23 protein-coding genes are annotated in these 25,633 nt (G+C 40.1%); 22 read left to right on the forward strand and 1 reads right to left on the reverse strand.

From position 1 onward, the window contains the following. The first annotated feature begins 948 nt into the window (after window positions 1–948). From AC1RJL_RS01325 to AC1RJL_RS01425, 21 genes are all read left to right on the forward strand, one after another. Complete coding sequence (locus tag AC1RJL_RS01325) at window positions 949–1,728, forward strand: S-methyl-5'-thioinosine phosphorylase (protein WP_492910943.1); 780 nt, start codon at window positions 949–951, stop codon at window positions 1,726–1,728. 124 nt (window positions 1,729–1,852) lie between these two features. After that, window positions 1,853–2,914 carry an efflux RND transporter periplasmic adaptor subunit gene (locus tag AC1RJL_RS01330; protein ID WP_492910944.1) on the forward strand — a complete coding sequence of 354 codons (1,062 nt, stop codon included), beginning with the start codon at window positions 1,853–1,855 and terminating at the stop codon, window positions 2,912–2,914. Between the two features lie 2 nt (window positions 2,915–2,916). Continuing rightward, window positions 2,917–3,615 carry an ABC transporter ATP-binding protein gene (locus tag AC1RJL_RS01335; RefSeq protein ID WP_492910945.1) on the forward strand — a complete coding sequence of 233 codons (699 nt, stop codon included), beginning with the start codon at window positions 2,917–2,919 and terminating at the stop codon, window positions 3,613–3,615. A 23-nt stretch (window positions 3,616–3,638) separates the two neighbouring features. After that, window positions 3,639–4,802 (forward strand): ABC transporter permease, encoded by a 1,164-nt coding sequence (locus AC1RJL_RS01340; protein ID WP_492910946.1) that lies wholly within the window; start codon window positions 3,639–3,641, stop codon window positions 4,800–4,802. Window positions 4,803–4,804: 2 nt separating this feature from the next. Then, a complete protein-coding gene (locus AC1RJL_RS01345) occupies window positions 4,805–6,001 on the forward strand; it encodes an ABC transporter permease (RefSeq protein ID WP_492910947.1) in 1,197 nt (398 codons plus the stop codon). 24 nt (window positions 6,002–6,025) lie between these two features. Continuing rightward, window positions 6,026–6,913, forward strand: a complete 888-nt coding sequence (locus tag AC1RJL_RS01350; RefSeq protein ID WP_492910948.1) for a hypothetical protein — start codon at window positions 6,026–6,028, stop codon at window positions 6,911–6,913. Continuing rightward, window positions 6,910–7,863: a sugar phosphate nucleotidyltransferase gene (locus AC1RJL_RS01355; RefSeq protein WP_492910949.1), complete on the forward strand. Its 954-nt coding sequence runs from the start codon at window positions 6,910–6,912 to the stop codon at window positions 7,861–7,863. The genes AC1RJL_RS01350 and AC1RJL_RS01355 overlap by 4 nt, the downstream gene beginning before the upstream one ends. Window positions 7,864–7,965: 102 nt before the next feature. Beyond that, on the forward strand, window positions 7,966–8,295 hold the full coding sequence (locus AC1RJL_RS01360) for a hypothetical protein (RefSeq protein ID WP_492910950.1): 330 nt from the start codon (window positions 7,966–7,968) through the stop codon (window positions 8,293–8,295). Window positions 8,296–8,315: 20 nt separating this feature from the next. After that, window positions 8,316–9,368: a radical SAM/SPASM domain-containing protein gene (locus AC1RJL_RS01365; RefSeq protein ID WP_492910951.1), complete on the forward strand. Its 1,053-nt coding sequence runs from the start codon at window positions 8,316–8,318 to the stop codon at window positions 9,366–9,368. Window positions 9,369–9,399: 31 nt separating this feature from the next. After that, window positions 9,400–10,323: a radical SAM protein gene (locus AC1RJL_RS01370; RefSeq protein ID WP_492910953.1), complete on the forward strand. Its 924-nt coding sequence runs from the start codon at window positions 9,400–9,402 to the stop codon at window positions 10,321–10,323. Continuing rightward, window positions 10,301–11,503 carry a DUF6365 family protein gene (locus AC1RJL_RS01375; protein ID WP_492910954.1) on the forward strand — a complete coding sequence of 401 codons (1,203 nt, stop codon included), beginning with the start codon at window positions 10,301–10,303 and terminating at the stop codon, window positions 11,501–11,503. The genes AC1RJL_RS01370 and AC1RJL_RS01375 overlap by 23 nt, the downstream gene beginning before the upstream one ends. Window positions 11,504–11,607: 104 nt before the next feature. Beyond that, window positions 11,608–12,765 (forward strand): DUF6365 family protein, encoded by a 1,158-nt coding sequence (locus AC1RJL_RS01380; RefSeq protein ID WP_492910955.1) that lies wholly within the window; start codon window positions 11,608–11,610, stop codon window positions 12,763–12,765. Window positions 12,766–12,777: 12 nt separating this feature from the next. After that, a complete protein-coding gene (locus AC1RJL_RS01385) occupies window positions 12,778–13,680 on the forward strand; it encodes a hypothetical protein (RefSeq protein ID WP_492910956.1) in 903 nt (300 codons plus the stop codon). Further along, the gene (locus AC1RJL_RS01390) at window positions 13,667–14,122 is read left to right on the forward strand and encodes a hypothetical protein (RefSeq protein WP_492910957.1); all 456 of its coding nucleotides are present in this window, start codon (window positions 13,667–13,669) and stop codon (window positions 14,120–14,122) included. The genes AC1RJL_RS01385 and AC1RJL_RS01390 overlap by 14 nt, the downstream gene beginning before the upstream one ends. Further along, a complete protein-coding gene (locus AC1RJL_RS01395; protein WP_492910958.1) occupies window positions 14,119–15,027 on the forward strand; it encodes an ABC transporter ATP-binding protein in 909 nt (302 codons plus the stop codon). The genes AC1RJL_RS01390 and AC1RJL_RS01395 overlap by 4 nt, the downstream gene beginning before the upstream one ends. 132 nt (window positions 15,028–15,159) lie before the next feature. Beyond that, window positions 15,160–16,359, forward strand: a complete 1,200-nt coding sequence (locus tag AC1RJL_RS01400; RefSeq protein WP_492910959.1) for an ABC transporter permease — start codon at window positions 15,160–15,162, stop codon at window positions 16,357–16,359. 31 nt (window positions 16,360–16,390) lie between these two features. Beyond that, on the forward strand, window positions 16,391–18,112 hold the full coding sequence (locus tag AC1RJL_RS01405; RefSeq protein WP_492910960.1) for a glycosyltransferase: 1,722 nt from the start codon (window positions 16,391–16,393) through the stop codon (window positions 18,110–18,112). A 689-nt stretch (window positions 18,113–18,801) separates the two neighbouring features. Beyond that, window positions 18,802–20,541 (forward strand): glycosyltransferase family A protein, encoded by a 1,740-nt coding sequence (locus tag AC1RJL_RS01410; protein ID WP_492910961.1) that lies wholly within the window; start codon window positions 18,802–18,804, stop codon window positions 20,539–20,541. 121 nt (window positions 20,542–20,662) lie between these two features. Then, window positions 20,663–21,598, forward strand: coding sequence for a putative sugar O-methyltransferase (locus AC1RJL_RS01415; protein WP_492910962.1), 936 nt, complete (start codon window positions 20,663–20,665; stop codon window positions 21,596–21,598). Between the two features lie 36 nt (window positions 21,599–21,634). Beyond that, complete coding sequence (locus tag AC1RJL_RS01420; RefSeq protein WP_492910963.1) at window positions 21,635–22,402, forward strand: glycosyltransferase family A protein; 768 nt, start codon at window positions 21,635–21,637, stop codon at window positions 22,400–22,402. Between the two features lie 310 nt (window positions 22,403–22,712). Beyond that, complete coding sequence (locus tag AC1RJL_RS01425) at window positions 22,713–23,444, forward strand: hypothetical protein (RefSeq protein ID WP_492910964.1); 732 nt, start codon at window positions 22,713–22,715, stop codon at window positions 23,442–23,444. A 365-nt stretch (window positions 23,445–23,809) separates the two neighbouring features. On the opposite strand, the gene AC1RJL_RS01430 is transcribed toward AC1RJL_RS01425, so the two are convergent. Then, entirely contained in the window at window positions 23,810–24,130 is a 321-nt protein-coding gene (locus AC1RJL_RS01430; protein WP_492910965.1) for a hypothetical protein, read from the reverse strand. A 339-nt stretch (window positions 24,131–24,469) separates the two neighbouring features. On the opposite strand from AC1RJL_RS01430, the gene AC1RJL_RS01435 reads away from it, so the two are divergent. After that, entirely contained in the window at window positions 24,470–25,546 is a 1,077-nt protein-coding gene (locus tag AC1RJL_RS01435; protein WP_492910966.1) for a DUF4236 domain-containing protein, read from the forward strand. The last annotated feature ends 87 nt before the right edge of the window (window positions 25,547–25,633 follow it).

Here is a 25,633-nt window from a genome sequence, read left to right on the forward strand (position 1 = left end):
GAGTGGCTGCAAATACATTGTTTTCGACGTTCTTCGTAGCGAACGTGCCACATCAATCCTCGCATCCCATCTCAAATTTTGCTATCAATAAAGCCCTTCATGCTTTGTAATATGCCGTAATTGAAGTTAGCTGCGCCGTATGGCGTTGGGCTGATTTTGTGGAATGCAAAATCCAGATTTGGACTTCTTGGGCTTGCATAGAAAAATCCAAAGCTAATTTTGAGGCATGTTCAAACGCTGTTAGACTTGCGGAACTGTGATGGTTGTGACGTCGGGTTCGATTGAGGTGTATCTCGATTTAATCAATTGTGTCTGCCTAGGCCATTTCAGTTGCGTTATAAATTCTCCTAATTATTGATACTTTGCTCAAGCTGACTGGAAAACTACCACTAACTACTATATGCACTTTTCTTTGGCGCACTGTAATTTGGATTTGAGTTTCAGAATTTCACGTTTTGCTTCAAATAATTTCCGTTCCTGAACATCAGATCCATCGGGGGCGGCAACATTAACCAGTTGTAGCGGCTATGTTTAGAAATACCAAGGCGTTTAGCCAACTGGACAATAGAGTATCCTCGCTAGGTAACCTGCTTCACGACTTAGAATTTAAATTTCGGAATGCACTCATGTGGCTTTCTCATGTGCTCGCTGATTAGCTTAGATTTATCCACGAGAGCCTGGAAAGACCGAGCTGATAAAATAATGCTTGACGTGACATTTAAAGGGATAGTAATTTATGCCAAATAATCACAGCGAAATTGGATGCGCCTGCTCAAAACTGGAACCACTTTTATTTTAAGAATAATATTAAATAAATACATAGATGTTGGGTTTTTAACTTAAGCAATTGATTAAAAACACATTGGTAGTCAATAAATCGATCGAAACTCCCAATTACCGATACCTATTTCCCCCCAGGTTTATTTAGATAGGCTGCTCTAATCTGCAGTGAATGGAACATTTGATGGAATATTTAAAGGAAGTAGCGAGATGCTAGCAATAATAGGCGGGAGCGGGTTATATGACCTTCATGGTCTCGACAACAAAACTATTGAACATGTAACCAGTCCTTATTCAAACGTTCCGGTTGAGCTGCTAAGTGGTGTGTTTGAGAATCAGCAGGTGTTGTTCCTCCCGCGCCACGGCAAGACGCATAATGTTCCTCCCCATCTTATCAATTATGTTGCAAATATTGATGCGCTCGTTAAGTGCGCAGTTAAAAAAATTATTGCTGTCTGCAGTGTCGGCGGCATTGCAATTTCCTGCCCGCCCGGTGCAGTAGTAATTCCTCATCAAATTATCGACTACACTTGGGGGCGAGATTTATCTTTCGACGGCGATTTCGAATTCTCTTCCCATATCGATTTTACCCATCCCTTTTCTCCCGGTATGCGAGCGACTATGTTGTGTGCAGCCGAGCATCTAGGGATTGAAGTGCAATCTGCTGCTGTTTACGGTTGTACCCAGGGGCCTCGTTTGGAAACTGCTGCTGAAATTCGCCGCATGGAGCGTGATCAATGCGATATCGTAGGTATGACAATGATGCCTGAAGCTCTGCTGGCTCGGCAAAAGGGAATTGAATATTGTGCTATATGCCTCGTAGTTAATTGGGCTGCCGGAGTGCAGGAGGGAATTGGCAATATTCAGGAAATCAAACAGAGGGCAGTAGCGCTTACTGATTCTGCAGAAAATCTGATCGCAAAATTCATAAAGTTGTGCGCAAATTGACTGATTACAAGGATTTAATCAGGCTTCGCTTATGGTTTTGATTTTTCCTGTTCAATCATTCGTTTAATTTCTTTTGCTCTCGTAGTTTGAAAGTATAGAGAGCCAGCTAATCAAAGGAGTCTGCTTGTCTAGTCAAAAAAATGAACGTGATCATTTGGTTTCTCTACTTGTTTCTGGCAACCAAAACAGTAATTTCCCTAATGAGAAAGCAGGGAATAAAAAATTTTTCATTTTATCTATCTTGATTATTTTTTTACTGGTAGTAGTTACCTTATGGATGGTTGCCGAAAAAATATATGCAGGAGATGTGGATGTAGGTAAAAAACCGTCCATTAATAATCATACGGTAGAAACCACATCTGAGAATCCTTTGCAATCTCGCAAGCCTGATGTTGCAAACGGCAATGCGACCCTAAATGCAGCTGGATTTATTGTCGCACGCCGCTTAGCAACCGCCTCGTCAGAAGTCATGGGAGTATTGAAAACGGTAGATGTCGATGAAGGAATGTATGTAAAAAAGGGCGATGTATTGGCCACCGTCAATAGTAGTGTATTGGATCAGGATATAAAGCTTGCAAAGGATGAAAAAAAATTAATCCAGTTGCAGCTGCAAAGGCTCAAAGCAGAGCTTTTTGAATCCGAAAAACAATATAAACGCTCAGGAGTGCTACGAAAAAATAATTTGATATCTATTCAAGAGTATGAATCTGAAGCATTAAAGCAGAGAGTTTTACAGTTGCGTGTACAAGAGGCTGAGGTACACGTGGCTTTGGCTTCAACTCGTTTGAATCGACTGAGTGAAGAGCTAGAAAAATACACGATCCGAGCTCCTTTTAGCGGTGTTGTGATCGGCAAAAACGCGCAGGCTGGTGAAATCGTTTCTCCCAGTTCCGCCGGTGGAGGTTTCACACGTACCGGTATATGCACTATCGTAGATATGTCGTCCTTAGAAATTGAGGTGGATATTAACGAGCGTTATTTGCAAAAAATAATAACTAATCAACGGGTCACAGCGAATTTGGATGCCTATCCTGAATGGAGTATTCCAGGCAGCGTTATTGCAGTTATTCCAGTTGCGAATCGTAGCAAGGGTACTGTGAGGTTACGCATCAAACTACTTGAGCAAGACGATAGAATCATCCCAGACATGAGTCTGCGTGTTTCATTTGGAAAAGAGGTCAATTGATTATGTCTGTGAATGCAATATACGAGCTTCAGAACATTGAGAAAACATTTACACGTGGCTCGGAAACGACCACCATCTTTAAGGATTTAAGTTTATCAATTAAAGATGGTGACTTCGTTGCCATTATGGGGCCATCAGGATCAGGTAAGAGCACACTTTTAAACATGTTAGGCGGAGTCGATATCCCTAATAGCGGCGACTTATTTTTTCGCGGTAGAAAATTGAATGCGCTGGATTCAGGTGAGCTCAATGATTGGAGGGCGAATAATATTGGTTTTATTTTCCAATTTTATCATCTGATGCCACTTTTGAATGCTTACAAAAATGTCGAGTTGCCGTTATACGCCAAAAAAATTAGTAGAAACGAGCGTGACATAAGAGTTCGGGCTGCACTTGCCCTGGTTCGGTTAGAGGACCGTCAGAAACATTACCCTAAAGAGCTATCTGGAGGACAGCAGCAGCGGGTTGCAATCGCTAGGGCTATTGTAACGAATCCTGATGTGATCTTATGTGATGAACCAACGGGAGATTTGGACAGGAAAACTGCTGATGAAATCCTTGATTTATTGAGTTATCTGAACAAAGAGCACAATAAAACTATTGTGATGGTTACGCATGATGCATTAGCTGCCGGATATGCATCGACCCGTTTAGATATGGATAAAGGTTTGCTCCGCAACCCTTCTTCATTAGAGTCGTAAGTAGACCAGAGTGGAAATAAAAAATGAATTTGGTATATCTGGCTCGTCGCAGTTTAACTAGAAATCGTTTCAGATCGGTGACCAACACATTTGCAGTTGCCATCGCTTTCTTTTTGTTTAATGTTCTCAGTTCAATTGTTAACTCATTGGATCCTTCAGCTGTCGAGCTGTCAGCAACACGCATGGTTGTGCAAAATAAAATAGGAATCACGGAGACATTGCCAATTTCTCTGTACCAACGACTAAAAGAATACCCTGGCGTGAAAGACGTTAGCCCTATGAATTGGTTTGGTGGATATTACATGGAGGCGGATAACCTAATCACAACATACGCAGTTGATCCTATTTCCTACCCTAAAATATACCCGGAAATAGAACTGAATGCCGAGGAGTGGAAAGCATGGGGCGAAACGAGAAACGGAGTAATTATCGGGGAGGAAATGGTTGCCAGAACCGGCTGGAAGATCGGTGACCTTATTCCTATCCAATCCAATATTTTTACCAATAGAAATGGAGGTAACACATGGGACATGGTTGTAGTGGGTATTTTTAGATCAGCTGAGAAAAACACCGATACGAATAAAATGTTTATGCAATACGAATATTTTAACTATTCGCATACATTTGGAGAAGATTGGACCGGTCTTTTCTTGGTTTCTTTTGAAAATCCAGAAGAGTTTTTCCGGTTGGCCCACTCAATAGATGCAGATACCGCAAATTCTTTTCATGAAACTAAATCCGTTAGCGAATCTGCATTTCAGCAGGAATATTTTAAGCGATTGGGTGATATTTCTTACGTAATTACAAACGTAATATCCGTCGCATTTTTTGCCATTATGTTAGTTGTATGTACCTCCATGTACCAGCATGCTGTCGAGAAAGTTAAGGAAACAGCGATTCTAAAGACGTTTGGCTTTAGTAGTGTCCAAACCGTAAAAATTGACATTATTGAAGCTTCCTTGGTAATCCTGAACGGATTTTTCCTCGGTCTCCTTATCGCATATTTCATGATTGAAGGAGCAGCTGAGAGCCCAGAGTTAAGAACACTTTTGCCAAATCTGGGTTTGCCCGTCTCCACCATCGCCACGGGATGCGCTTATGCAGTCGGCTTGATATTGATTTCAGCTCTTATTCCATCAGTTATTTCGTACAGAGTAAAAACTCTCCAAGCAATTTCTCGGGATTAATAATGAATTCGCCAATTTTCATACAATACCTTTTTCTATTTTTTCTCGGCGTCAAGTCAATTTTTCTGCGGCGATGGATTGTGCTATTTAACGCGGTGGGGACAGTTGTGACAGTGACCATGCTTCTATCATTTCTAGCAGTAAAGACTGGCTTCGAATCAACTTTGGCTGTCACAGGTGACGAAAGAGTTGCTTTGGTGCTTCGAGAGGGAGCGCAGGCCGAAATCAGCAGTGTCCTAACAAAAAATGAGATGGATATATTAATCGGATATCCCGGAATTCGTCAGAGTAATGGCGCAAAGCTGGTATCAGCAGAATTATTTGTCATGGTGGATATTGAGGATGCCACCGAGCATGAAAGTGTCAGCGTCCCATTGCGTGGTCTTGATCCGTCGGGGATAGTTTTACGCAAAGGGTTTCGTCTTCAGAGCGGGAGGTTAAACGAAGGAGGAAAAAATGAAATTTTGGTGGGACAGAGTCTCGCAAGGAAGATCCCCGCATTGGCCGTCGGGAACACAATTACCTTTGGGAAAACCGATTGGGTAATTACAGGGGTATTTGATTTCGGTGGCGAGTTATCAGCATTTGAAGGTGAGATGTGGACAGATCGCGCTATAGTGCAGAGTCAGTTTAATCGCGGCGAGACTCTGCAATCGCTGCGAATTGGGTTGCAAGAGAGTCATACAGTGAATGATTTAAAAGCGTGGAGCCAATTAGATAAGCGTCTCGCTGTGCAAATCAAATCAGAAAAACAATTTTATAAAGAGCTTTCAGAAAATACCGTAAATCTCATTTTCTATCTAGCATGGCCTCTCTCAATTGTGATGGCAATAGGGGCATTGGCTGGGGCACTAAATCTCATGCACACCGCCGTTCAGAGCAGGGCAAAAGAAATTGCAATCCTACGTGCCGTCGGATTTAAAAAAGTCTCTATAGTGATGGCGTTAGTTTCAGAATCCGTGTTGATTGCGCTGGCATCCGCAGTGATAGGCTGTCTTTTAGGGTACACATTCTTTCATGGATCTAAGGCTAGTATGCTGAGCAGTGGTCATGCTCAAATTTTTTACACTTATCAAGTGGACATAAGTTCCTGTGTGCAGGCAATTATGCTTGCTTTAGTGTTGGGTTTTTTTGGGGGCTTGGTGCCTGCGTTAAAGGCCACCAGAGGATCTGTGCGAGATGCATTTAGCAGTCTTTAATTTTAAACGTAGGTGTTTAAATTTATGAAAAGCACTTTTGTGATATTGATAAAACACATTTTAGGGTTCGTAATTGCATTAGCGGTGTTTGCGGCATCAGGTTCTCTAATTGACGAGCAGATGGATACTGGAAAAACATCCGATCCTGGAGTCTTTTCCGATTCAATTAACTTGATAATTATTGTTTTGATTCAATACGTCGCATTGGCAACTATAAATTATTCAATAAATGGTGGCCGGATCCGCAAAATTCTTTATACGGCAACACTGTATTACATGTTAGTGATCTTTGTTATGCAAGTGGAAACGTTTTATTTTAAGGATCAAATAGGAATTACAACAGATTTTGCAATTCGGTTATTTTTTTTCGGGGCGCCTTTGGCAATTGTCATAGCCACGTATCTGAATTTATATCGTGCATCCTCTTCAGTTTTCTCGAATCACATAGCAATTAACTTGCCTGAAAAAGCAAAGTTTGTTGTAGTCGGTTCAGTTATTTATATTTTTGTCTACGTGATTGCCGGTTACTACTTGGCATGGACGCATGAAGAGGTGAGGTTGTTTTACGGTTCGAAAGAAGAATTACGATCATTCTCAGCCCATGCATTAAATTTATTCCAACAACATCCTGCGTTGCTTTTTTTACAATTAGCGCGCGGTTTTTTGTGGAGTGTCTTGGCTCTTACGTTTTTGCGAGAAATATATAATCGACCGCTCTGGTTTATGATCGTTTCGTTAGTCTTTCTCGTTGCGATACCTCAGAACATTGCGCATATTGCACAAAATCCAGTGATAACTAGCGGTGAGGTTCGCTTGATCCATATGGTCGAAACAATTAGCTCCATGATTTTTTATGGCACAGTATTGGCTCTCTTATTCCAGATAATAATCAAGAATAGATTAATCAAATGAATCAGCAACGTAACCTTGAGGCAGTGATCCTTGCTGCTGGTAATGCTATACGAATGAGGCCTATTTCGGAACATATTCCAAAAGCTTGTCTCCCTGTCGGATCAAAAATGGTTATTGAGCATCAGCTTCAATATCTGAGGGACATCGACATTCATACTGTGCATATTGTGGTAGGGCATCGTGAAGATCAGATTAAACTATTGGTGGGCGACGGTAGCGCATACGGAATAAAAATTATCTACTATTACCAGCCTGAAAGGCTAGGTATTGCAAATGCGCTATCTCTGTTGAGCAACTATCTTAATAGCGCATTCGTATTATTGTTAGGTGATATTTACTTTCGAAAGCTAGACATTGAAAAGATGTATCTAGAATTCCAGCAACATAATGCAAATGTTGTTCTTGCTGCGTCTATAGAGGAATCTTTCGATATATTGAAAAAGAATTTTTCTGTCTCTTTTGATTCGGAGGGTTTTGTTAGTTACGTGGTAGAAAAACCAACGCAAAAGGTAAATAACGTTAAAGGTGCCGGAGCATACATATTTGATAGAGGTATTTTTAAAGCCTTAAAAGAAACTCATGTTTCTGGAGTACGTAATGAAGTGGAACTAACTGATGCTATTCAGGTTTATATAAATCAGGGGGCCTGCGTTCGTTGTGTTGTTTGTGTCGAGGGTGATGTGAATATTTCCACACCAGCAGAGCTTTTACAGGTCAATATGGAAATGATTAAAGAGCAAGGCGAACAAGTGCTATTCAGTACAGAATACGAGCTAGGTGAGGAGGTTACTCTATGCAACGTTATCGTAGGAAAAAAATCAATAATTGAAAGAGGTGCAAACTTAAAAAATTGTGTTGTTTTACCTAATAGTAGTGTCATGGAAGGGAACAGACTTTTTAATGCGGTTTGTTACGATATCAATTCAACAGTGGTTCCTGAATTAAAATAGTGTCAAATGGGTCGTTCTATTTTTAAGGGTAAGTTGTGATCTCTGTTTCTTAGCTATGCATGATGTGATGTTTTTATATATTCATTTGGAGATGAACATAGTATGAGTGAGTCTGAAAATAAAAAACTTCTGATAATAGAAGCTATCGAAAAAATTGTGAAAGACGACGATTTCAAAGAAAGATTTCTTCAGGATCGCACTGGCACTTTGCAGGAGCTGGATCTTACAGATATGCAGCGAGAAATGCTTGAGGCCCTAACCGAGCAGGACATAGAATTTCTAAAAGATAAAGATATAGAGGAGTTCTATCTCGCAAATTCAGCTGTTTACACTCCTTCAGTCGATGATCAAGGTAATCAGGTTTTTGACTATCTGGGCGACGAATACGATTTCAAAGACTTCGATGACGAGAGTTCTGATAAGCCTAATTAATTTTCTGGAGCTTTTTTTGTATGGAAAACAAAAGATTAATCTGTACTAAGCCGTTCGAGTGGATGGAAATATCGAATGACAAAAATAGGTCTGCGTACCTGTGTTGCTCCTCTTGGCTCAATGTATCAGCCGGCTCAACTCAAAACTTCGATGGCATACCGAACAAAAAAATTGTTGAAACGGTATGGAAAGGAAAGCTTGCAAGAGCGATCAGGAGGTCGGTAATCGATGGAACATTTTCATACTGTAACAAGACCTTATGTCCCCATCTGACAAGTAAAAACGGCCCTGTTAAATACGTGTCGGAATTAGAGTGGCAAAAATACGTTGACCTTATCAAATCAGATCGCGACTTTTATCCCCAGACCCTAAACTGTGCATATGACCGCTCCTGTAATTTAGCTTGTCCGACATGTCGTACAGAACTGATTATGAGTGATGGCTCACGTCGAACCGCTGATATGCAATACATAACTTCGCTGATTGAACAATTTAATGGGCAGATTGACGAGGTTTACATTACGGGATCCGGTGATCCATTTGGTAGTCGCCATTTCTGGGATTTTTTGACTGGTGATCTCCTACGTAAATATTCCAATATAAAATTGCGCATTCATACTAACGCACAAATGTTAAATCTGAAACGTTGGGAAAAAATACAACATCTGGCGTCGCGGATTTCGCGGTTAGAGGTTTCGATCGACGGCGCCTCTGATGCAACATATGAAATCAATCGTTATCCGGGTAGATGGGATGTTTTGTTGGAAAATATGAAGATGATTTCAGATTTGCGTAAGCAAAATATTATTCCCTACTTGAAATTGGACTACGTAGTTCAAAAAAATAACTGGCGTGAAATGGGTGCGTTTGTCGATCTTGGTTGCTCTTGGAACGCCGATGCTATTCTTTTCCTGCCTATCAATAATTGGGGAACTTTTACCGACGAAGAGTTTAAAGCGAGAGCAGTCCACTTCTCAGAAAACTTGGAACACGAGCCGTTTGTTAATTATTTAAGAGCCTCTGGCTTTCGTCAGAATAAAATTGTTGAGTTAGGATCCCTGCGTAATCTTTAATGCTTTTATTGCCGATAAAATAGGAGAGTTTATGGCCCGCCGAAATATGTTAAGCATCCATTTAACGGACGTATGTAATAGCCGATGCAACTTTTGTATCGTCGATGCCCCGTATATAGAAGTCAATAGTGTAAAAAAGGAAGTAATCTTCAAATATTTGGAGATAAATAGTGGAAAGGGTTTCGAAGGCGTGAACATACACGGTGGCGAGCCAACGATTCGTACAGACTTCATTGAGATTTTGGAAAAAATCAAAGAGTATGGTTATCCGGAAGTAATACTCCAGACCAATGGCCGTCGTCTTGGTAAAAAAGCCTTTGCCCAGCAAACATCCGACTTGAACGTTGTGGAATATGTTATTTCCTTGCACGGTATGGACGAGGAAACTAATACTCAAATTACCCAATCAAAAGGCAGTTTCACTCAGGCCGTCAATGGTATTAGAAATATTAAACACCTTGGCAAAAAGGTTCGTACGAATAGCGTGGTTTCGAAAGACAATTTACCTTACTTCGAGAAACTAGTAGATGTAATCATTGGATTAAAAGTAGACCACATTAACATTTCCGCATTACATACCGGTGGCACAGCATTCCGGAATTTTGATGATGTGACTCCACATTACTCGGATCTATTGAGCATGATACCGAAAATCATCGCGCAAGCGAGTCGAGCAAATGTGAGAATCACACTTGAAGGGTTTCCGCTATGTGTCATCAAGGGGTATGAAAACTACCTGATTAACTGGCAGGAAGAAAAATTCAAAATGCTATACCGTGATATCGTAATCCAGGATTATGGAACCTTCATGGATAAAACTGCAAGAGTGCATGGAGAGGTTTGTCGGACTTGCGAACATAGTAATATTTGTGGCGGCGTTTACAAAGAGTATATCCAGTATCGCGGATGGTCTGAATTTGAGAAGTTGCAGAATGTTATTGCAGTCGAAGTATAAACGGAAGGCGATTTTTATCGTCACGAGTTTTTGGGCACATGGGGAGCTGCAAATTGCACTGGAGTTTGCAAAGCGCTTTGAAAGAGAAATGGAATCCATTTTTCTCATCCCGAAGCTTCATACCAATATGCTAAAGGAAACTTCATATCGGTATTTTAATCTAATTGTGAATTCGCGGACCATAAACCTTTTGCTATTTCAAGCCATAGAGCGTGATATTACTCCAGATATAATAATCCTGGCTGATTTTTTGAATTATCGTTTTTGCCATCGTCATTACGGTTTGACAGAATCTGATCTAGATATTTACTCAGGCAAGGTCTGCGCTTTCGATATATACGACTACAATAATTCGACCAGAAAAGTGGATGCTTACGGTTATCTGGCCCAGCATATGAGCCAACTCAGTCTTGAACGGTATTCTTTACTGATTCAACCGGTTCCCGTTTGCTGTCCAGTAATTGCGAGTTCCCCAAATATATTTCGTTATGGGTTGATTTCGTACCCGCGAGTTATTAAACGTTGCAAATCCAAAAGGCACAAGAAGCGAATCTTGGTAATTGGAGCGAGTTGGCAATTTGCAGGCGGCCACCCCGATTCTAGTGGCTGCCTCAATCAGTGGCTAACAACAGGGTTGCGAGATTTCATGATGCGAATGAGTGATCAGGCTGAATTTCTTTGTCTTGGTTATGACGTTATTCAAGGTAAAGTTGCGCCACAGAACTACATATATATTGGGTCAATACCAAACGCTGAATTTGAAAACCTCATTAGGGATGTTGACTGCGTTGTTGGTTTTAACGGCATTTCTACTTCGCTAGCGAAGATTGTTTTGAGCGGAGTTCCAGTGATTAATATCAGCAATCGTTACTTATGCAAAAATGAACGAGTATTCGACGTAAGTAGAAAGAAGGAGGTTGTTGATAAGGTATTTCCCAAACAAGATTTTTATCCATTCAAATTATTTCCTGTTGGTTGGTATAGTTTTCTTTCGCATCTTAACGAAAATGAATATTACGAACTAATAGAGGACGTACAACTTTTTGCAATGCATGAGCTTGATTCAATTGTTATACAATCGATTTCGAATACAGATCGGCATCGCCAAAAGGTCGCAGCATTTATTGATCGAGTACAAGCACTTGATAGCCATTATGATGCACAATTTTTATTCAGCTAACCAAGATCAAAGATGGTAATAATGTGAAAAAAATAAAAATTATTATTGTTTGCTTGGGTACGTTATCGAGCGGCGAAGCGTCTATAGTTTCATCATGTTTTCGTATGAAAGACGACCGAATACAGTTGCATGCTGTGGTGAGCGGGTTATGCGCTTCCTATTTTTCTGAAATATGCAGCAGTGTTTTGCGCCTTGATGAGAAATCTGACAGGCTTGTAAACTTACTTTCGTTCAATCATTTCGTGTTAGATACTGCACCGGATCTTTTTGTGTGCGCCGATCTTTCGACTATGAATTACTCTTCTAATTGGAGTGGAATTGACATTGATCAACTGAAATATTACAAAGTAAAAATAGCTGGGATGGACCAATATTCTCGTAGCGACCAAGTTCCGATTTGGGATTGGCTTGACATCCAGCCTTCTTACGTTGAAAAAAATAATCCAGCAAACTGCGACCTGTTGATACGTCCTGTGCCCCTAAATCAGTATCAGCCTGATTTCTTAAATATTTTGCATTGTCCATTGTTCCCTCAAATTCGTGACTCCAGCTTTCCAGATTCTAGTAATGAAAATAAGGTTCGGGCTGAAGTGATGCGTATTTTTATTGCCAATTCCTACTGGGAATACAACGAGTACTCTCCACGCTTAACCGAACAAGTAATCGCACTACGTAACTGGATGCCGGAAATAATCTATCAATACATAGTTTCTACCGGCCTTCCGGTCGAGATAATTCATGTCGGCCCAAAAAGATGGGAACGATCCGAATTTTCTCCAAATGTTACTTACAAACATTATAGTTCTCTTGATTCCGATGCTTATCAAAATTTTATAAAAAATGCTGATGGAATGATTACAACGAATGTCACGTCCATCACCATGTCCTCTGCGATAAGTTATGGGACACCTTGTATTTTGCTTTGTAATCCAAAACCAATTAATTTTAAAAAACTGGAGCCTGTCTTCTCTAAGCTTCCAGAGTGGTATAGCAATATGGCCCGAGACGTGAAGAGCGTAGGTGCATTCCGAATGTTTCCTTGGGGTTGGAATCGATTTCTAGAAAACATTGTTAACGATAATGATTACATTAATCTTATTTTTCAGGCGCCGATTTTTGAGCCGAACAAAAGTGTTGGTATTATCAAAAACGTTCTTAGCGATGCTAATACCGTAAAAGACTTTCGTGAACGTAGAGCTAATTATTTTCGTGAAGTATCGAAGATGGAACGCCTTACTGATAAATTGCTCGCGTTACTTTAGGAGTCTTGCTATATGCCCATCGAACAGTTAACTCAAGTCCTTTCTAAGTCTTGGCATTTAGATCCCAAGTTGAAAGATGAATGTGACTTTGTAATTTCAATGAAAAACACTTTCTTGACAGGGCTGGGGAAGATTAAAAAGTATCAGGTCTTAAATTCTAATTTGACTCGCAGATGTCTAGGTTTTTCCTCTGAGGACCGTTTGTATCTTGAAGCTACTTATGACCATGCGAGATTTTATGAGGGCGCGACCATGCAGAGTGATCTTCTGCGCTCAATCAAATTCCCTGTTGGACAAATAATTAGTCACTACAAATTAATGCCCTCAGAAGATTTCGAATTGCTGAGAGAAAGGCATGCTCATATAGAGGCGCATATGGCAGAGAATGTGCCATTTTTGGGGTTTCCCGCAACACCTATCGTCAACTTGCTTCAGCTACAATGTTACGATTTGATAGGGTTGGAAGAGTTGCACAGTCAGATCCTAAAACATCAGAGGAAGCTTGCTCGAATTGGCGATTCAATTAGAGTTTCGATTGACAAATCGAAAGCCATTGAACTCCGATTTAATGGTGTTATTGGTGAGGTTTCAAGATTTCACATGTTTGATTTGAACATACAGTTTACGAGTATCTCGATGTTCAAAAACATTCCGGTTTTAGTTTTCCATTACGAAAGCAGTGGAGCTTTAAATGTGTCGAAGCGCGTTGGTAACAAAGCAGAATCTAATATGGGCGAGTCATATTTTTATGGAGATATTTATATCAGTTTGATAGATGGTGATCTCGAAAGGGCAACTATGAATGAATCGCTGACTATGAGCCGCATTACCGAATGCGCTAAGCCTTTACCAATTAACCGAAGAAGAAAAATTGATTATTACAGATCACAGGGGAATCTACATGAACGCATATAGGACTAAATTATTGGAGCGGCGTGGTGATATTTTTCATCGCATCAATGGATTGATACATGAGCTTATTCGGCACTACCAAATTGGACTTTTGGATAAGGAGACTGCTAAGACCACATCTACGATGTTCAACAAAACAGTGGGCGTTTCCACCAAAGAATTTATTTACATGATTAAGTGCCTGCGAGAGGAAATTGATGAGTACTTAGATTCTGAGACCGAATCAGCCTGGTCTGAATTGAAGAAGATAGCGCATGAAATTACGATTTATGTCTTGCGCGTTCAGTATTTCGTAGATGTCTTGCTTGCGGAAGCGGAATCTTTGAATGAGTCTATCGTTACTAAGCTGGAGTTTCGTCGAGTTTACGGTAAGTTAGTCAGCGCCCTCGTGGAAGATCTGTATGAGTGGTGCTATGAACTCAGACATGAAGAAAAACCTATATGAATCAGAATACATTTATTGAATGCGCGAACATTTCCTTCGCATATGATCAATGTCGTGTGCTACGCGAAATTTCCTTGCGTATAGGTATGGGAGAGATTATCGCTGTGGTAGGCAGAAACGGCTCGGGAAAAACGACTTTGTTTAGTATTTTGCAAGGTCTACTTGAGCCGCAAGCTGGAACTTCGCGTTATTATTTAAACGGTGAAAAACTGACTAGCGATGCATTTAGAAGGCACATAGCTATACAACTTCAAAGGTCCTCGCACTTTAAGCAATTGAAAGTAAAAGAAGTGCTGATGCTATATGCAAAAATAGTAAACAGACCACTGGCCAAGGAAAATATTTATCGATGCGTTGATTTGTCCGATATAGAGGGCAAAGAGATTCGGATGTTATCTGGTGGGCAGCTACAGAAATTGAATATCGCTTTAGCTGTTTTAAAGGACACTGAGTTTACTTTTTATGACGAGCCGACAGTCGGGCTGGACGTTTCCACTCGAGATCGATTTGTTGATTATCTGAGGCAAATACGGGCTCCTAATCGAACTACTCTAATTATCACTCATTACCTTGCAGAAATTGAGTCTATTTGTACAAAAATTTTAATTTTGCATGACGGTGGAATAATTGAATTTACAAGCCCTGAAGAGCTACGTAAAAAATACTTAAAGAGTAAAACTGTCAGATTTTCTCTTGATTTATCAAGTGTTGATGCTGTTCTACAGGCAATTGAGCACTTGGAGTATTTTCATTGGTTCTCTGATGGAGCACTGTATTTAACGACAGATCATGCTGACTCAGTAGTAAGTGCGATTTATCAAGATTCGCGAATTTCTTCTGCCATTTATGATGTTGGGATACGATCATCAAATTTGCAAGATGTCGTAGTACGCATCACCGGTTAATCGGTGACGAACATCACCTTAAATGAAGTTATTCTCAATAGACAGATTTAGGTGGACAGGGTTAAGTATGAATTTGAGAGCTCCTACCCTGTTTTGTCAATGGACGTTATATATTTGCTGTAGGTTTATTTGATGGGATTAATTTCTTACTTGCTTTTTTGCCAGGCTAAAATTTTCTTTCGCGATAAGGTGGCTGTGTTACTAACCATCTTCCTGCCTTTGATTATGGGGGTAACTACCTCATATTCTCTGTTGCCTGCCAAGCAAACCCCTGCTTCTGTTCAAGAAAACCCCGGAAGGGAAGCAACTATTGATAATGATCGCCAAACGGGAAAGGCGTTTTTCATCGAATTTGTTGCACTAGCTGATGTTTCCAGTACAAAAACGTTTGTGACGCAACTTATGTCAAGTGCAGAATTTTCGCGTCATGCTTCTGTTTCATTCAGCCAGGATTTAGGGCAAAGTCAAAAGAACCTTGAATCAGGCAAAGTTAATATGTTATTAGTCGTCACTGAAAATAATGGTGTTGATCTAGTTCAATATAAATTCGCATCAATGAATCCAGTAGTGGGAAGCGTTGCTGAGTTACTAGCCCGAGAGCTGATATCTCAATTTAATTTGCTTGTAGCAGGTGTTAAACCTAAGTATCGTTTTGAACATTACTCCGCAAGCAACTTTTCCTTCATAGAGTCCGCTAACACTCATGAAAATGTCAAAGACCCGGAAGCGCATAATCCATCTCAAATCGCGTTCTATCTGCCTAACTTTCTTGCACTTTCTATATTGTGGTTGGGATTATTTAGTTCAGCTTTGCCCTTGGCTTCTGATCGTGCGGATGGTGTGTTTGTCCAATTAGCGATTGCCAACCTGCGAATGGAAACTCTGATTTTCACATATATTGTTTGGCGGATTTTAATTGGAATTGTGTTAAGCCTTTTGTTTGTCGCATCGGGGATGCTTTTACTAGGAGTGGACGGAATCCATAATGTTCCGGCCTTCTTCACTTCCATTATCTTAGGTAATTTGTTTATGACCGTTTTCGGCGTGCTTCTGGTTTCCATTTCTCAATCAGTGCAAACTGCAAATGTGTTGACCCAAATATCTAATCTCTTATTGATGTTTACGTCTGGATTAATGGTACCTCTGGATAATGCACCCGATGTTGTACGATATTTTTCTTATGCAAACCCTATGACATATATCGGTGATTTGTTGAGACAATCCATGATGAATTATCCATCGATTAATGATGTTGCATATAACTTGGGTGTTTTGTCTTTAATACTTATCTTAATGCTAATAGTGATCAAATTTAAATGGAAATGGCGGTAATTTTCCTCAATAACAGAAAGGTGTAGATGCAGTGAAATATATTAAGGATTTTGGGCGCTTTGAATCGCTAATGGGCAACTTGATTTGGGATTTATATCAGTCTGATATCATTCGGGCTATTCAGCAGGAATACGTTGTACGTGACATAAATCCGACCACAAATATCTATGCACTGGATGCTTTTGGCTTTTCTGAAGATTTTGAAAATATTATTCTCAATGAAACATCGGTTAAAGTTTTTTTTGTGATTAATCTAACTAAAAGCAGCGCTCCCTATTTGAAATATGCGGATTTAATTATTTTTTTGAGCCCAGACCAAAGTCGATTCTATGATCTTTTGTTTCAATACACCAAGCCCAGCGTGATTTTACAATTATCGGCCAACAATCCAGTTAAAATTTCGAGGTCGAGTGCGGAGCGGCAAGGCTTGACCATTTTGCTAGGTTGGCATTACAGGCCTTATGAATATCCTAAACTAAGCAAAAGGTTATCTGAGATTGTATCTCGATATTATCAAGATTTGATGCTGGACGCTGTGGTAATAGTGTGCCAGTTTCCATTGCTCAAAAGCCGTAAGCTAGTCGAACATTTGGAAAAAAATACTAAGCTTTCAGTGCGCATACTAGATGTACAAAGCTTTTCTCAAACTGAAAACCAATTATTGAGAGCTCAATATGTTGAAGTCGTGGATCAAGGTGATTTTGAGGATCCATTCAACATTCTTAGTAATCCCGCAATGCGCTTTGAGATTCGCTCAATAGATTATGATATTTCAGCAAAAATGTGGCCAAAGATTGCGGCTTCTTTTGGGTGTGACTCACGTTCCCGCTTTTATTGTGATTATGTACCAAAAGCTTATTTCGAAAAAAATGAATTATGTTACATCTCTTCATCAAACTATGATGTGAATAGTGAACTCATCAATATCACCCACGGGGCGCCATTACACAACCGTTATGTGTTGAGTGTTTTGTTTCGCAATGTGGGCGAAAAGTTGATACGTTGCGTCAACAGCATTTTAAATACTCGTGAAAATTATGATATTGGTGTTGTATTGGTCGATGATTGCTCATCGGACGGAGTGGTGAATATAGCAGCTGCATTGTTACAAGCTAATGGTGTTTCAGTGTGTGTAGTTCAAAATACTGAGCGTCGGTATGCTGCGCACAATTATTATTTAGTTATAAATCGTCTGGTGATCAACGATGAATCTATTATCGTCGATTTGGATGGCGATGATCAATTAAACGAAGCGGTTGATGTTTTCGGTGAGTTGGATGCGGCATATAGTGGTAGTGGTGTGTTGAAAACATTTGGTTCGTTTACCACCGTCGCCGATGATGCTGGTGAGCAAGTCGATGGGGCATCTAAGGCGTTATTTAAAAAAATATTTCAAAGTTATCAGTTGCTTAACGAAACGACGGAGCCCTTCAATCAATTTCGCTGTCAACCCTGGCTTCATTTACGTTCCGCAAAACGAAGCTTATTGAAGCGAGTGGATTTAGCTTATTTTAAAAGCCGCAGTACTGGGGCATGGCTTAGAACCGATCATGACACATCAATCAACTCACGTGCGATCGAACTCGCAGGAGGTGCCAATGTCAAATTCATTAATAAGCCTTTGTATATTTATGATATTACGGGGCCGAACCATGACTTCATGGAAAAAAGAGGTGAGGATGTCCACGACGTATTGTTAGATGTATACCGGGCATTTCGATTTGATAATGTGGACCGTAAAATTTTGGATTGATATGCTGTTGAGGATTGAAGTGATCGCAGTTTATCTATTTTTAAGTTCTCTTTAAGGTCAGAGGACCAGTTATCGAAAATTTGTATTTGTAAGATTCCTCTCAATAAATGGACAATTAGGCGCGATCAAATTTATAAACATATTAGTGGACCCAGTTTTACAAACAAGGTTAAAACCCATGTTGGGTTTGTTGCAATTGTAGTGAAAGTAAGCATGTTTTTAGCAAGTGGTTAACGCGGCCATCCAATTTTTAGTTTAATTAAACGAAGCTTTAATCTATGAGAAACTATAAAAAAATTAAAGTAAATTACTAAAAATTTATCCTAAAATTTTTTTTAAGTAAAATAATTAGGGCTACCATACCAATAATTGGAAATTTCCAGTATGTACAGCTAAAGAATGTGTGGTTTGAAATGAGCTGCGTCTCCCAATTGGAGGTCGATAATATATCGAAGGAGCCTTTCATCTGAGTATCTTAGATAAAAATTTTCTATGCCCCAACTTGTACAAACCAACAATGGTTTTGATATTCTTGCTGGAAGTGTTCGGGCTTGAACTATTGAGCCGCGGGCATCTATGACGAGCTAAATCGGATACCTACATCCGATTCGCTATAATTGTTCATTTAGTTGCTAAGTTCAAAGTTGTACAGTTTTGGATTGATAATGTGGATCCTTTAGAAACCGATTATGCGAGATATACATAAATTGAATTTTGAAATAATAAGTGATGATGGTAGGTTTAAATCCACCTTGGGGGCGTTATATCATTCCTTCTATAAAGAGCAAATAGCTTCATTGTTGAACTGTTTTTTTGTCAGTGAGACTCGCAAGATTGAAATATATTTTGTTGAGTCTTTTGGTTTTTCTAGAGAGATGGATGCTCGTGCATGTCATTCAGATTCTATTAAGGTTTTCTTCATATTAAATCTCACAAAAGCTACAATTACTCTTTTAAAGTACGCGGACTTAATATTTTTCTTTAATGCCCAACAAGTTAGGTTATATCGGGAAGCGTATAAAATCACGAAGCCACATACTATTATAAGTTTGACCGCTCCGGCTGTAAGTAACGCGGAAAAGAAAAATGACTTACTGATTTTTTTTTCATGGCATTACAAGCCGTTCTCTTATTTTAAACTGATTGAGAAAGTGAAAAAACAATTAGAAAAATATAAAAATATCGACACAATTAATATTGTGTTCCAGTTCCCTCTTGCAAGAAGCGACAAAATTGTTAACTCAGTTAAGGAATTAATTTCACCTCGGGAGGTTTGTGTATATGACACATTCTCGGTAGTTGAACAACTGTCCACAGCCTTTCTTTCTAGTCGATATGGGGAAATTTTTGAGGAGGATCCGATAAATGACCCATTCAGCTCCACAAGCTTAATTCCTTCAAATGGTGAATTTCTCTCGCTTGAGTATAACTTGTCTTCAAATGTCGCTGGTAACTTGATGGCTCATTGTGGCGTGGTTACTCAATATGAAACGAGCAATGGAGTCCTGAGTGACGAATTCGAGCTTTTAAGCCTTAAAGCCGAGATATTAGATGTGGTCAGAATAGAGCATCCGAAAATTGATCATTATGATGACCTTCATATTCTTCATGGCTCTAGACTGTCTAATCAATACGTTGTAAGCATTTTGTTTAGAAATGTAGGAGATCGGTTACAGCGTTGTGTTGATAAACTTATATTGTGCGCCAAAAATAGGAATATTGGGTTTGTTTTAATCGATGATGGCTCGGATGATAATGCATTGGAAAAAATGCTGCTTTTTTTAAAGAAATCTGGTTTTGATATTGTGATAATTAAGAATCGGGTAAGGAAATTTTCGGCTCGTAATTATTTCAATGTCATACACAATATTGTTATCAATGATCATTCAATAATAATAGATATAGATGCGTGTGACTATTTGAATGATAGCCTGGATACTTTTGGTGTCCTTGACGAAGCGTACTCAGATGGTTCCACACTGAAAACGATAGGTTCATTTAAAACAACTCTAGAACAACTAGGTGATATCGGACTAGCGACGCCTGAAGGGAAAAACTATTTAAAAAGCCCTCAAAATTATCGCTTGTTAAATGATTTCAGCGATCCTTGGAATCTTTTTCACGCGCAAACGTGGATGCAGCTGCGCACCGCCAAAAGAGGTTTATTGAAGCAAGTCGAAATTGATTATTATCTAGATAGGGACGATAAGACCTGGTTACAATCAGGTTATGAAGCGATAATAAATTCTCGGGCTATTGAGCTTTCGGATGGCAAGATAAAATTTATAAATGAGCCGCTTTATATCTATGACCCTGTTAGGGGGGAGGGCGATTTGGCGCTCCTCAGCGGATCAGATATTGATATGAAGAATTGTGCGTTATATCGTGCTTACATATGTGAAAATATTAACCGGAATATTTTGTCTTAAACGCACGATTTTAAATAAATCATAATGCTGCTGAGCAGGCATTGACTATGCGCTTGTTGTAGTGTTGATTTTTGTATTTTGAAGCAAGAATAATATATTGAGACTAAGAGCGATAATCCAGATGCTACCACCACCTTCACATGTCGCGGGTCATCTTCCTCACGGGGCTGATAAAATATTGCGGATGGATCATCCTCGAATTCTAGAATTGAGGGAAAAATATTCTAGTTTCGATAATGCGCTGGTTTCTCATTCCACATGGACAGAGGTGTATACCAAATCTCAGATGGAGTGGCCGTATTTTCGCGGCGATAATGCATATATCTGGCAGGTGAGAGACAATAACCATATAGATAACTATCAAATAACTACGCAGTATGTGCTTAGTCGGGATTATCTCTGCTTATTAAAAAAATTGACGGAAGATGGAGCCTTCGGCGCTTATCGTTATATTATTGGTGACGGGTTAACAGTCAGTCGGGATTTGTTAGATTCGATACTTGAAATTTATTTTCTTGATGAACATTTGAGTATAAGTAAGCGAACGAATTTCAATATCCTTGATATTGGGGCTGGTTATGGAAGATTGGCATATCGTGTAGCAGAAGCGATGCCACATATTGGAAAATACTTCTGTGTGGATGCCATTGCCGAGTCGACCTTCTTGTCAGAGTATTATCTTAACTTTCGTCAGGTTGCGAATAAAACAGAGGTGATTCTGTTAGACGAAGTGGAGCACCGAATAAAGAATGAGAAAATTGATTTGGCGGTAAATATTCACAGCTTTTCGGAATGTCGCACAGATTCTATTAAGTGGTGGATCCGTCTTCTGAGGGAGCAGAAGGTTCAATATCTTATGATCGTCCCCAATGCTGGTAGAAATGAAGGAAAACAACTTATTTCATTCGAGTTAGATGGAACAAATCTCCCTTACGATAATCTTCTTGCCGAAAATAATTATCAGCTAATTTCCCGACAGCCTAAATATGTGGATCCACACGTCCAACAATTTGGGGTCTCGCCCACTTATTATTATTTATATAGGTTTGTTGACTGATTTTTGCTAAAAAAATACGTCGCTTGAGGAAAAGGAATGGCAAAAATTACCTGCATATGCGTCACTAAAAATCGGGTTGATGTTTTGAAAAAATCTATCGAGTGTTTTAAAGCTCAGACATATATAAATAAAGAAATATTAGTTGTTTATGACCGTGACGATATTGCTACTAACCTTTTTATGCAAGGAATGATGGCTCCAAACATAATTGGTTACCAGTATAAGCACAAAGATGATCAATTAACCTTGGGTGATTTACGAAATATTGCAATTCGACAAGCGAACGGCGAATATTTCTGCATTTGGGACGATGACGATTGGTATCATAAGAACCGGCTTTCGCTGCAAATGCAATATTTAAGGGAGTCGGGTAAAAACGCATCTGTACTGCTTTATCTTCTTTTGTATGACCAAATTAATGGTAGGGCGTATGTTTCGTTACCAAGACCATGGGAAGCGACCGTTTTATGTAAAAAAAGTTATGCATTGGACCATCAAATTTTGTATAGCTCACAAGATGTCGAAGAGGACAGGGCTTTTATTAGACAATTGGTTGATCTTGATGCATTGTGTCCTGTGGTGCATCCTCAGCTGTACGTGTACAACTACACAGGTAGAAATACCTGGGGAGAACATCATTTTGAGGAGCTATTTATGTACGCAAGTGTTTTATCCGGTCGAGGAACCCAAATCTTATCTCGAGCTCTAGCCGAGGAGTCCATTGATGCTGGCTCAAATATGCTGGATGCCGAAGCTTTCACTAGTGATCTTTCATATCAAAAACTCTTAAGGATTTTTTTATGATATCTATCCTCATGTATTTGATAATTCTGATTAGTTTAGACAAAACTTCATATCCAATCATAAGTAAATTTAAAATTCGTCGCTATCAGATTTTGTGATAATTATCTTCTGCGAAACTTTGAGGCAACTTGTGAAGGCAAGTAGTGCGAGGCTGAAACAATCACCTCAACATGTATTAAAAATCTTCAAGTTTTTGCACTGCATTATTTTTTATACTTTGGTGGTGACAGATTCCTCCAGTCTACTCAAATGACAATTAAACTAGTGACAAACCTAAATACTTTCTGGCTTCCTCAGCTCACACACTTTCATGCTCAATACAGCCGCAATCGGCAAGGATAAACATATGTTTGACAAGTGCTTTAGACAATTTGTCGCTAGCCTACTGTTGGCAGCTACAGCATGGACTTGTGCGGGTGCAGATGAGCATCTAAGCAATATCGAAAACGCTTATCAAACCGCAGATATCGCCAAGCTCACCTCTCTGGCAGAAACCACTCAGGGCAATAATCAATTTGTCGCTCAATACCGGTTGATCAGTTTGATTATGAGCGGTGACCTGATGGACAAAGCAAAGTCTCTGCTGGACGAACTAAAAAATGACCTGAAAGCAGAAACTAGGACTGCCCCGGATAACGCTGAAGCTTGGGCACTGCTGGCAAGTACATACGGTATGCTAACCACCATGGAGCGAGAAAAAACAATGGAATACGGTCTAGAAGCTGGCTTCACCGAAGCTCGCGCCTTGGCCACTGGAGCTAACAATCCTATGGTAATGCTCCTTACAGGGATTAACAGGTTTTATACCCCTGAAGAATGGGGTGGCGGGAAAACCAGAGCGCTGGTTTTTTTTGACCGTGCCGTAATCGCCTACCAAGCCAATAATCTTAAGCGTACTTGGGGTTATGTTGACGCATTGGTGTGGCGGGGCGTAACGCATGCAAAGCTGGGCAACCAAGCTCAAGCCAAAGCGGACATAAATGCGGCGACCACTATTGCACCTGACTACCAATGGGCCAAAAATGCCATAAATATGCTCTAATAGGTTTTATAGATGCGTGTGAGATTAAAATTACCTTAATTCGATATTGATGATTTCAGAACAGTATGTATACCAGAGTGGTTTTGAAATCTTTTCTCCGTACTTGCAACCTGCTTTTCTATCAATGCGTAGCGCCTAGGTTAACTATTCACAGAATTGTATCGTAGATCTTCTGGGTAAAGAATGCATCGCTTTTCGGTTTGTCGACGCGTAAATTTGGCTTCAAATTTAACAAAAATGTCGCGTTTGACTGGGGCCTATAATACTACCGCACAGTTTTTCCTATATTTTTTTGTCGTTTTATGTGGTTTTTTTGGTTTTTCGCGAAATTTTTGAGATGTAATATTTTAATTGGCAATAAATTTTTAATTGATATTTTGTTTTATTTGCTCAGCTAGCTCTATATACATAGCCTTTAAAGACAGCAGCTCTTCATGCGATTCATTGTCAACGATGATTACGGCGAGCTTGTTGCGAAGCTTCAACCCCAGGGGGCGATGTTTGTTTTTGATGCGTTGGATATTGGCATGTAGGTTACGGCCAAAAAATTTACTGCTTACTGCCTCTAGCTCTTGAACTGGTAATAGCCATTCAGCAATACGAATGCCATTAGTGTTTTCGGTTGGCAACAGACCAACTTGTTGGGTGGGGGCGCTGAGAGATGTGTTCGTTGAGTCGGTAATCATGGCTATATCCATTGGTGCAACTGTAAGTGATACCGCAGGTATTAATATCGCTCATGGAAGAGCAATCAGCAAGAGGTTGTTGAGCGGCCCTCCTTTACTCGCCTGGCATATTCATAAGCGATTCGGCATATGTGGGATCGTAGGGCCAGGCCATTCAATCGAGCCTAAAGGCTACGCATTGGCTCTGTCGCGCAACGCATCCATAGGAGGGGTTCCATCATTGTTGTAATACCATGATATTTGCGCCAGTTCACAAAACAGCTAATATCAGCTATTAGATCTGGCATGTAAGTGGGGGCATTCCTGGCTGTGGCCCCAAGGGAATTACAAGGATAAATAATGGGTTTTCTAAGAAAGAGCGTTAAAGTTGGGCCTCTGCGGTTTAATCTGTCCAAGTCTGGGGTAAGTGTTTCCACGGGAATTACCGGTTTGCGATTCGGCGTTGGGCCTCGCGGAAACTGGATTCGTATGGGAAGCGGAGTCTTATCCTACAGGGCAGCTCTATCTCCTGCTGCTCCAGCTAAACTCAAACTATCACCCGTACCTCAATCAGATTTGCCAATCCCGGACGGGACTCACGCTCCTTTGGAGGAGATTGAATCGGCAGACGTTTCTCGGATTGTTGACTCATCGTCGCGTGAGCTTCTGGAAGAGCTGAATTCCAAGTGTAAGAAAATGCGGTTATGGCCTTGGGTGTCGGTCGTATCCGTATGGTTGTTTTGGCTGGCTGCTTCGTCAAACTGGCCATCTTGGGGGCTAACCTTATTGGCCTTGGCCTGCTTGGCTGCAATATATGCCGCTCACACTCGCGATACGCTAGCTAAAACCACTGTTCTCCTCTACGAGTTCGACACGGAACTTGAAAAAACATACACTCAATTTCATGAAGCTGCCAGTCAATTAGCCGGTTGTGCTAAAGCATGGCATATCGAAGCATCAGGCAAAGTCTACGATAAAAAATATCATGCTGGTGCAAGCAATCTCCTTCAACGTAAACCCACATCGATAACAAAAGCTGAACCCCCGTTCGTAAAAACGAATGTGGAAACTATCGCTATTGGTGTTGGGCGTCAGACACTTTATTTCTTTCCAGATCGAGTTCTTGTTTATGACGTAAACGGCGTTGGTGCGGTTGATTATAGTTCTCTACAAATTGCAGTTAATTCCACCAGATTTATTGAGGAAGATGGTGTGCCAAGGGATTCTGAAGTTGTTGATAGAACTTGGCGATATGTAAATAAGTCTGGTGGGCCTGATAAAAGATTTAAAGATAATAGGCAAATTCCTATCTGTCGTTATGAACAAATCAGTTTATCAAGTTCGACAGGGTTAAATGAAACTTTGCAGGTTTCTAAATGTGGCTTTGGCGAAAGGTTTTCTATTGTGATTGCTTTGTTAGCTAAATCTATAAATTGAACATATATTAATTAATAGCCGGTTTGTGCCCAAAGCGGACATTCAATTGAAGATAAACTTAGTTATACGCTCGGTAGTCTGCTGGTC

Source organism: Cellvibrio sp. GW822-FHT04B05, assembly GCF_058800985.1.

Excerpts from the sequence above, each read along its gene's own strand:
- AC1RJL_RS01380 (WP_492910955.1), top strand. The coding sequence starts at position 11,608 with ATGAAAGACGACCGAATACAGTTGCATGCTGTGGTGAGCGGGTTATGC.
- AC1RJL_RS01370 (WP_492910953.1), top strand. The coding sequence starts at position 9,400 with ATGGCCCGCCGAAATATGTTAAGCATCCATTTAACGGACGTATGTAAT.
- AC1RJL_RS01400 (WP_492910959.1), top strand. The coding sequence starts at position 15,160 with ATGGGATTAATTTCTTACTTGCTTTTTTGCCAGGCTAAAATTTTCTTT.
- AC1RJL_RS01345 (WP_492910947.1), top strand. The coding sequence starts at position 4,805 with ATGAATTCGCCAATTTTCATACAATACCTTTTTCTATTTTTTCTCGGC.
- AC1RJL_RS01355 (WP_492910949.1), top strand. The coding sequence starts at position 6,910 with ATGAATCAGCAACGTAACCTTGAGGCAGTGATCCTTGCTGCTGGTAAT.
- AC1RJL_RS01375 (WP_492910954.1), top strand. The coding sequence starts at position 10,301 with ATGTTATTGCAGTCGAAGTATAAACGGAAGGCGATTTTTATCGTCACG.
- AC1RJL_RS01410 (WP_492910961.1), top strand. The coding sequence starts at position 18,802 with ATGCGAGATATACATAAATTGAATTTTGAAATAATAAGTGATGATGGT.
- AC1RJL_RS01420 (WP_492910963.1), top strand. The coding sequence starts at position 21,635 with ATGGCAAAAATTACCTGCATATGCGTCACTAAAAATCGGGTTGATGTT.
- AC1RJL_RS01365 (WP_492910951.1), top strand. The coding sequence starts at position 8,316 with ATGGAAAACAAAAGATTAATCTGTACTAAGCCGTTCGAGTGGATGGAA.
- AC1RJL_RS01435 (WP_492910966.1), top strand. The coding sequence starts at position 24,470 with ATGGGTTTTCTAAGAAAGAGCGTTAAAGTTGGGCCTCTGCGGTTTAAT.
- AC1RJL_RS01360 (WP_492910950.1), top strand. The coding sequence starts at position 7,966 with ATGAGTGAGTCTGAAAATAAAAAACTTCTGATAATAGAAGCTATCGAA.
- AC1RJL_RS01425 (WP_492910964.1), top strand. The coding sequence starts at position 22,713 with ATGCTCAATACAGCCGCAATCGGCAAGGATAAACATATGTTTGACAAG.
- AC1RJL_RS01335 (WP_492910945.1), top strand. The coding sequence starts at position 2,917 with ATGTCTGTGAATGCAATATACGAGCTTCAGAACATTGAGAAAACATTT.
- AC1RJL_RS01395 (WP_492910958.1), top strand. The coding sequence starts at position 14,119 with ATGAATCAGAATACATTTATTGAATGCGCGAACATTTCCTTCGCATAT.
- AC1RJL_RS01340 (WP_492910946.1), top strand. The coding sequence starts at position 3,639 with ATGAATTTGGTATATCTGGCTCGTCGCAGTTTAACTAGAAATCGTTTC.
- AC1RJL_RS01350 (WP_492910948.1), top strand. The coding sequence starts at position 6,026 with ATGAAAAGCACTTTTGTGATATTGATAAAACACATTTTAGGGTTCGTA.
- AC1RJL_RS01385 (WP_492910956.1), top strand. The coding sequence starts at position 12,778 with ATGCCCATCGAACAGTTAACTCAAGTCCTTTCTAAGTCTTGGCATTTA.
- AC1RJL_RS01415 (WP_492910962.1), top strand. The coding sequence starts at position 20,663 with ATGCTACCACCACCTTCACATGTCGCGGGTCATCTTCCTCACGGGGCT.
- AC1RJL_RS01390 (WP_492910957.1), top strand. The coding sequence starts at position 13,667 with ATGAACGCATATAGGACTAAATTATTGGAGCGGCGTGGTGATATTTTT.
- AC1RJL_RS01430 (WP_492910965.1), bottom strand. The coding sequence starts at position 24,130 with ATGATTACCGACTCAACGAACACATCTCTCAGCGCCCCCACCCAACAA.